Below are 1527 nucleotides of genomic sequence, written 5' to 3' on the forward strand. Positions count from 1 at the left end.
CCCCGGGCCGGCACCCCCGAAACCGGCGCGGGGGGTGCCGCGCCGGTTTCGGGGGTGCCGGCCCGGGGAGGGGCCGGCCTGGGGGACTCGTGCTTCGGGAAAGCGCCACCGGCGGGGCGGCGCGGCGCGCCTCAGGCGGCGACCGGCTCCGCCTGGCGGCGGGCAGGGGCGCGGGGCGAGAAGGCCGGCACCAGAGCCTCGTCGGTCCAGCGCCAGGCCTCGGCGTCGGCGAAGAGGGCGCGCAGCAGCCGGTTGTTCAGCGCATGGCCCGAGCGGCTGCCGCTGAAGCGGGCCGAGAGCGGCGCGCCGGCCAGGGCCAGGTCGCCGACCACGTCCAGCAGCTTGTGGCGGACGCATTCATCGGCATGGCGCAGCCCGCCGGGGTTCAGCACCAGCGGGCCGTCGACGACGACGGCGTTGTCCAGGCTGCCGCCCTGGGCGAGACCGGCGGCGCGCAGCCGCGCCACATCCTCGGCCAGGGTGAAGGTGCGGGAATCGGCCAGGACCGCGCGGAAGGAGGCCTCGGTGACGCGCAGGCTGAGCTGCTGGCGGCCGATGGCGCTGGAGGGGAAGTCGATCTCCAGCGCGGCCTCGAAGCCCGGGGTCGCGATCGGCTCCAGCTGCGCCCAGGCGCTGCCGGGGGCGTCGCTCTCCTGCACGCGCACCGTCTTCAGCACCTCGATGCTGCGGCGGGGCATGGCCGTGGTGGTCACGCCGGCGCAGTCGATCAGGAACAGGAAGGGCGCGGCCGAGCCGTCCAGGATCGGCACTTCCGGCCCGTCCACCTCGATCACCGCATCGTCGATGCCGCAGGCGGCGAGCGCCGCCATGACATGCTCGATGGTGCCGAGCCGCGCCTGCGGCTGGCCGGGCAGGGCAATGGCGGTGCAGAGGCGGGTGTCGAAGACCAGGTCGAAGCGCGCCGGGATCTCGAGGCCGAGGTCGCTGCGGCGGAAGACGATGCCGTCGCCGGCGGGCGCGGGATGCAGGGTGAGGCTGGCGCGACGGCCGGAATGCAGGCCGATGCCGACGCAGCCGATGGGCGCCTTGAGCGTCCTGCGCCGTTCCATGCCTGCCGCCAGAAAACCGTCCATCATTGCCCCGATACATCTGCTTCGGAAACGCATCGTCGGGCGGGAAGGCTGCCCCGGATGGTTCCGTCAGCATCTAGATGACACCGGGTCCGGGCCCATGCGAGTCAACGCTTGTTTCCGTTTATTTCCTTCGAAGTTTTCCCTCTATCGCACTGACAAAGAAGGGTTTTTGCGGCGCATCATAACGGCTTCGCGAGGATTTTCCGTGTCCTGTGTGACAGTCCGGGTGAACCGCTCGTGAAGCCCTTCGCCCATGAAAAAACCCCGCGCCTTGCGGCCCGGGGTTGTCTGTCCAGTCGTGCCGCGACGGGGTCGCGGCACCGGTGGCGCCAGCCTCAGTTGCTCTGGCGGCGCAGGAAGGTCGGGATGTCCAGCCCCATCTCCTCGGCCGGCGGCTGCGCCGGGGCGGCCGGGGCCGGGCGCGGCGCGGGGG

At 72.4% G+C, this 1527-nt stretch carries 1 protein-coding gene; it reads right to left on the reverse strand.

The window, feature by feature from the left end; all coding sequences use genetic code 11:
- Positions 1-131: 131 nt before the first annotated feature.
- Positions 132-1070, reverse strand: a complete 939-nt coding sequence (gene lpxC, locus BKE38_RS29645; protein ID WP_242662626.1) for a UDP-3-O-acyl-N-acetylglucosamine deacetylase — start codon at positions 1068-1070, stop codon at positions 132-134.
- Positions 1071-1527 lie beyond the last annotated feature (457 nt).

Origin of the sequence: Teichococcus deserti, assembly GCF_001982615.1 — a bacterium.
GTDB classification, from domain to species: domain Bacteria; phylum Pseudomonadota; class Alphaproteobacteria; order Acetobacterales; family Acetobacteraceae; genus Pseudoroseomonas; species Pseudoroseomonas deserti.

What these genes read in the sequence shown, in the direction of transcription:
- lpxC (WP_242662626.1), bottom strand. Translation starts at nt 1,070, where the DNA reads ATGGAACGGCGCAGGACGCTCAAGGCGCCCATCGGCTGCGTCGGCATC.